This is a genomic window from uncultured Fibrobacter sp. (assembly GCF_947166265.1).
Classification (GTDB): domain Bacteria; phylum Fibrobacterota; class Fibrobacteria; order Fibrobacterales; family Fibrobacteraceae; genus Fibrobacter.
The window spans coordinates 1-5,441 of record NZ_CAMVDO010000076.1; the positions used below are offsets into that span (position 1 = coordinate 1).

The window sequence follows — 5,441 nt, forward strand, 5'->3', positions numbered from 1 at the left end:
AGGTGTAATACTGGGGCGTATAAATGCCATGCCGTGCGATATCCATCATGCCACTACTGAATGTGGCGCCACAAAAGACTCCTGCTGCAGCAAAAAACATCAGTGTTTTGTATTTAAAGGCCTTGCTCCCGACAGCAGAACTCAAGAAATTCACGGCATCGTTACTGACACCCACGAACAAGTCCATCAAGGCGAGCAGAAGCAGCATTGCCACAAGGATGATATAAAACGTAGTCATAAAATCTCCTAGGCGACAAACTAAAAAGCCTTGCGACAATACGCAAGGCGATGGAATGAAGTTTTCCAAAGGTTTTATTAGGACTTTACAAAGGCTTTACGCCGCTTTACACAGATTTTACTTTTTGCGGTGTAGTAAGTTATAAAGGCCCAAAAAGAAGTCGACAAGTGGGTGAAGTAGGCTGATTGCGCCTTATGGGCGGAACTGGCTTATTGTTTCCATTCTTCGGTGATGGCGCAGAAAAAGTTCTCGCTCCAGAGATTCAGTTTGTCGCTGTCGGCAATGAACGGGCGGACATCCCTTTTCGCCTCCTCGAAATCGACGGAGTGGAAACGTTCCTTTAGTAGATCCTTGAGTCCATCAAAAGTCAAGGTGTCCGCACTTTTCCAGTGCCCGGTCTGTTCCATTCTTTTTTGCAGGTGCGGCAAGTTTACGCCCGTGTTCTGCGAGATATACCATACAAAGTCGTAGAAATCGCGACCCTTGACCCTGCTTTTCCATCCGCGACAAAGTAACGCGTGGAGTTTGCCCGCAAAAAGCGAGGGCCTGTCGTAGAGTCGGACCATGAAAGGCGATGGCAGCAGCCGATACTTGCTTTCGTAGGTGGCTGACTCTGGCGGATTCGTGTCCACCTCGAATTTGATTTTCAGGATTTCGTTCCCGGGAACGGGCAAGGGAGAGTGCTTTGCGGGAACAATTTTAAGCAAGTGCTTGAGCGTGTTGCCCTTGAGAAAGGCCGACTGCACCGGAGATCCGTGCGGTTTGCTTTTCGCTTCGACAGACATTTCCAGGCCGACAGAGTAGAGCTCTTCTTCAAGCACGCCAAAATAACGTGAAAGCTCGAAACCTTCGTCTGGCTTGATCAATGAAAAGTCCAGGTCCTCCGAAAAACGGTCCAGCCCATAGAATATGCGGAGCGCCGTGCCGCCATAGAAGGCGGCCTTGTCAAAGAACCCTCCACGTGAAAGTCCGCACAGGGCGACTTCCTGCGAGATTTCCTTGAGGGCGTTCCTGTAGTCCGAAACGTTTTTGCAATTATATTTCGCAAGCATTGAATCAAGTACGTGAGTCATGCCTACCTCATCTTGGACAGTATTTGTAGATTCTTCTTTCTGTACAAGGGGGCAACCTTTTCGATGAAGTCGAAATCCAGGTTCCGAAAATCACCGACTTCGATGCGTAAGTTTTCGAACAGGAACGTTTCCATGGCGCGCTTGCTGGCAATCGGGTGCTCCTTGTAGAGCTTGTCGCAAAGTGCCTTTTCACAGGTGGCCATTGCGTAGGGCCTGTCTTCTGCGTTTTCGATGTTGACTCCGTGCGGAAAGACGTCGGGCGGGACATCGGAATACGAAAACTCGCCGAAGGGCGTCTTGTACAGTTTGGTCTTGTTCTTCTTGAACGATGCGGAAGTGAAGAGATGCACGGCTTCGGGAATGAGCCCGTGCCTTGAAAGGGCATAATCGAAGGAAAGATACGATGGGCCGTAAATCGCCCCTGCAAGGGCTTCGCCCGGGGTGTTCTTGTCGGTCTCGTACAGCCCGCGGATAACTTGCGTTATTTCGCCGCGCAGGGTCATTTGACGCAACTTCATTTGGGGCTGCCTGTATTTTTGACCAAGGTCTGAAAGAATTTCTGATACGGTTCTTATCACGATTTTCTCCAATAACTATAAAAATAATATATTAACTGGAGAAAATCAAGTATTTTTCGTGTTTTTTCTTTTGCTTAATAGATTACCCTTCGCCACATAGTCTCTTGCCGAGTTCGTAGGCTTTTTCCAGATCCTTGGGGAATTGTGTTTCCCGTATTTGCGCCTTGTGGGCTTCGTCGAATTGAGCCGCATCGTATTTGGCGTAATCGTGGAACTGGTAGGTGTCAAAGGAGTAAAGGATTTCGGTCGGGCCGAATATTCCAAGGTTCTTTGCGCCTGCATCCATCAAGATGTCGTAGGCGTTCTCCTTGTAGATTGACATATCGGGGCAGTTCATGGTGAAAATGGATGCCGAGCGTTTGGGCTTGTTCACCACGGGCTGCATATAGTTCGAATAGTTTACGGCCGGGAAGACGAGCCTTTCAGTAAAGGCGCGCAGTCCGGCGGTAGGGTACCCGCAATAGACCGGCGAACCGCATACCAACACGTCGGCTTCTACGGCCCTTTCGAGAATGGGCCGTAAGCCGTCCTTGAAAGAGCACACGCCCTTGCGGCCACCCTTGACCTTGCAGGCGAAGCAGCTCATGCAGCCTTTGTAAACCAGGTCGCGGTCGTAAAGGTTTACCATTTCCACCTCGGCACCAGCGTCTTTCGCACCTTCCATGGCGCGGTTCAAAAGTTTGGCCGTGTTGCCGTTCTTTCGGGGGCTTCCGTTGATAAACATTGCCTTGATCATATTACAGGGTCCTTTTCTTGTTGCGGATTTTGGTCAGCTTGTCCATGTCGAAATGGTCGATGCCGTATTGCAGTGAATCTAGAATTTCTTTTTTGCGGGCAAGGAACGGTCCGCTCAAATTCATGGACGACGTGTGGTGCGTATTGAGTTCGCAGTCGCAGGTCAGGCGCTCCAGGAAAAGTTTCAGTTCCTGCATCAGCTCGCGTTCCGTAAGCGGCGTGAATTCCCCGCGGCGGGCTTCTTCCAGGAGCGGCGTCCCGGGGAACAGTGTGAGTCCGCCGGTGCCTACCAGCATGGGCTTCAACTGGTTGAAAATTTCTGCCGTGTGGATAGCGTGATCTTCGCTGTGCTCGCGGCCCGCCACGCCGTTCAGGAAGGTGACCCAGTAGTGGATTCCGGCCTCTTCCAGCTTGCGGCATTGCTCCAGAATATCTTCGGGGGCGTAGCCCTTGTTGATGCGTTTCAGTGTCCACGCGTCGCCGCTTTCTACGCCAAGCGAAATCTCGTTCACGCCGATATCGCGCAGGTTGCGCAACTGCTCCACGGTCTTGTTTTTTAAGTCCGAAACACGTGTAGCCGTGTACATGTGCTCCAGTTCGGGCAGGTACTTTTTGATGAGTTCCAGCCGGGGCATGAGCCTGTCGTAGGTGGGGGCCAGCGGGTTTGCGCTCAGCAACTGGATGGTCTTTGCATGGGGATCGTCGGCACGGAGTTCGCGCAGGTCTTCTTCCAGCAGGTCCATGGGCTGCATGCGGAAGGATACGTCCTTGTACATGGTGCAGAACTTGCAGCTGTTGTGGGTGCAGCCCTGCGTAATCTGGATGAGGGGCCACGTGGGCCAGTAGGGGTTCCTGTAAACGGGTTCGGTAAAATGCATATCTTTTTCCTTTTTTCTTGTCGGTTATAAGATATGCTCTTTTGTGAAATTCCGTATCGTTACTTACCGTTTGGTAAGTGGCCGCCCAATATGATTCGCCGGTGTTCTACGCCCCATTCTGACATGCGGTAAACGATGATGTAGAGCTTTTTGCCGTGCTCGGTCACGCGGTATTCGACGCGGGGCGGGTAGCCGTAACACTCGAACTTTTCGAGCAGCTTGTCTTCTTGCATTTGCCGCAGCCGCATGGTCAGGACTTTTTCGCTGAGTCCGTGGATGGAGGCGAGGATGTCCTTGAAACGGGTGTTCCCGCAGAGGATTGCCGTGAGAATCTCGACGGTCCATTTGCTGCGCAGGACGTCCATGGTGTCGCCGATGGACATCACCTCACGGCAGAGCGTCTTGGAATCCTTGACCGTGATTTCGCCTATGATTTTTTCGATGTTGTCTGGACTTTCGGGCATTTCAGTAGAAATATAACACTTTTGTAAATTCCAGGAACGGGCGGGGAACGCCCAAAAGGTCGTGATGCGTCGTTTTCACTATGCGTTTCGCGCATACTGAGCATGAAAAAATGGTATTTTGCGGGGCTTGCGCAATTATTTATATTAAAAGCGTAAATTTATAAGGAACAAACCATGAAACTAGGGACGATTATGACGATGCTTGGTATGGGTGCGGTGCTTCAATCTCATTGAAATCTATGCGCATGTTCTCCTCCAAAAACTGGAAGTTATTCTTCAATATTCTTTATGATTTTTGCTGGGTTTCCTGCAATCACCACATGATCAGGAAAAGATTTAGTTACTACAGAAGCAGCAGCGATTACCGTGCCATCTCCTATGGATACACCCGGAAGAATCGTGACTCCACCGCCGATCCAGACATTATCGCCAATGGTGACCGGCTTAGGGATACCAATCTTTTCTCTTCTTGATTCTGCGTCCAACGGATGACCGATTGCATATATACAGGTTTTAGGTCCGATCATACAATGTTCTCCAATCCGAATCGGAGCTGCATCCAGGAACACGCAGTCAAAGTTTATGAACAAGTCATCGCCCGCAAAGATGTTATATCCGTAATCACAATGGAACGGGGGCTTGATGGCTATCCTCTCCCCGCAGTGCCCGAATAGTTGTTTTAACAATGCTTTTCTTAAGGACTCATCTTCCGGAGAACTATTAAAACGAGAACAGAGGATACGAGCGTTTTTCTTATCCTCCATGAGCTGCGGGTCATTTGTAAAAAAAGATTCTCCATTTGTCATTCTTTCTCGTTCAGTTTTCCTGCAATTTTCCATCATTCCCTCCACAAATCCCGATTTGTCTTAGTCTATTACTAGTCGATTATATTCAAGATTTTGTAATTTTAGTTACTTTTGTATGTGATACCCGCCGTCTGCAAATACAACACATCACTATCTTTCAGCATCTGCTTGAATTCTTGTGAAATCACTCGCATAATAGACCTCCAATAACGAATATATACTAATTGGCGATAAAAGGCAAGTCGCCGAACTCAAAGGCAAAGTCCAAAAGAAGGCTATAGAAGCATTCATCTGACAAATACCTTTTTACAGAAAAAGATGTTCCCTTTTGAATCCATCTTTTCATATTTTACTCCAAATCAACGACAACTTCATCATTTTGATAGAATTTTAAAGGTTGAAGATGTTTTACTTCAATGTTTATTTCCGCAGTTTCATAGGCAAAATTGTTTACAAAAGTGCGGTGCTTGATTGCCTAAACAGTCATGTATAACATCTTCTAGGGGAAACAATCCCCTTGGCAGGCTTCACTATGCGTTTCGCGCATACTGAGCATGAAAAAATGGTATTTTGCGGGGCTTGCGCAATTATTTATATTAAAAGCGTAAATTTATAAGGAACAAACCATGAAACTAGGGACGATTATGACGATGCTTGGTATGGGTGCGG

General features: G+C 48.4%; 7 protein-coding genes and 1 pseudogene. All 8 read right to left on the minus strand.

What is annotated here, in order from left to right:
- Positions 1-238: pseudogene (locus Q0W37_RS15115) on the minus strand (phosphate starvation-inducible protein PhoH); the annotation flags it as partial.
- Positions 239-447: 209 nt separating this feature from the next.
- A complete protein-coding gene (locus Q0W37_RS15120; protein WP_297702376.1) occupies positions 448-1,311 on the minus strand; it encodes a nucleotidyl transferase AbiEii/AbiGii toxin family protein in 864 nt (287 codons plus the stop codon).
- A gap of 2 nt (positions 1,312-1,313) precedes the next feature.
- Positions 1,314-1,829: a hypothetical protein gene (locus Q0W37_RS15125; protein WP_297702377.1), complete on the minus strand. Its 516-nt coding sequence runs from the start codon at positions 1,827-1,829 to the stop codon at positions 1,314-1,316.
- Positions 1,830-1,971: 142 nt separating this feature from the next.
- On the minus strand, positions 1,972-2,625 hold the full coding sequence (locus Q0W37_RS15130) for a flavodoxin family protein (protein ID WP_297702378.1): 654 nt from the start codon (positions 2,623-2,625) through the stop codon (positions 1,972-1,974).
- 1 nt (position 2,626) lies between these two features.
- Positions 2,627-3,502 (minus strand): radical SAM protein, encoded by an 876-nt coding sequence (locus tag Q0W37_RS15135; RefSeq protein ID WP_297702379.1) that lies wholly within the window; start codon positions 3,500-3,502, stop codon positions 2,627-2,629.
- 59 nt (positions 3,503-3,561) lie between these two features.
- Positions 3,562-3,966 (minus strand): helix-turn-helix domain-containing protein, encoded by a 405-nt coding sequence (locus Q0W37_RS15140; RefSeq protein ID WP_297702380.1) that lies wholly within the window; start codon positions 3,964-3,966, stop codon positions 3,562-3,564.
- 269 nt (positions 3,967-4,235) lie between these two features.
- Positions 4,236-4,805 carry a sugar O-acetyltransferase gene (locus Q0W37_RS15145; RefSeq protein WP_014546369.1) on the minus strand — a complete coding sequence of 190 codons (570 nt, stop codon included), beginning with the start codon at positions 4,803-4,805 and terminating at the stop codon, positions 4,236-4,238.
- 187 nt (positions 4,806-4,992) lie between these two features.
- Entirely contained in the window at positions 4,993-5,118 is a 126-nt protein-coding gene (locus Q0W37_RS15150; RefSeq protein ID WP_297702381.1) for a hypothetical protein, read from the minus strand.
- Positions 5,119-5,441 lie beyond the last annotated feature (323 nt).

Coding starts and splice junctions, on each gene's coding strand:
- Q0W37_RS15135 (WP_297702379.1), bottom strand. CDS start 3,502: ATGCATTTTACCGAACCCGTTTACAGGAACCCCTACTGGCCCACGTGG.
- Q0W37_RS15145 (WP_014546369.1), bottom strand. CDS start 4,805: ATGGAAAATTGCAGGAAAACTGAACGAGAAAGAATGACAAATGGAGAA.
- Q0W37_RS15130 (WP_297702378.1), bottom strand. CDS start 2,625: ATGATCAAGGCAATGTTTATCAACGGAAGCCCCCGAAAGAACGGCAAC.
- Q0W37_RS15125 (WP_297702377.1), bottom strand. CDS start 1,829: ATGAAGTTGCGTCAAATGACCCTGCGCGGCGAAATAACGCAAGTTATC.
- Q0W37_RS15140 (WP_297702380.1), bottom strand. CDS start 3,966: ATGCCCGAAAGTCCAGACAACATCGAAAAAATCATAGGCGAAATCACG.
- Q0W37_RS15120 (WP_297702376.1), bottom strand. CDS start 1,311: ATGACTCACGTACTTGATTCAATGCTTGCGAAATATAATTGCAAAAAC.
- Q0W37_RS15150 (WP_297702381.1), bottom strand. CDS start 5,118: ATGAAAAGATGGATTCAAAAGGGAACATCTTTTTCTGTAAAAAGGTAT.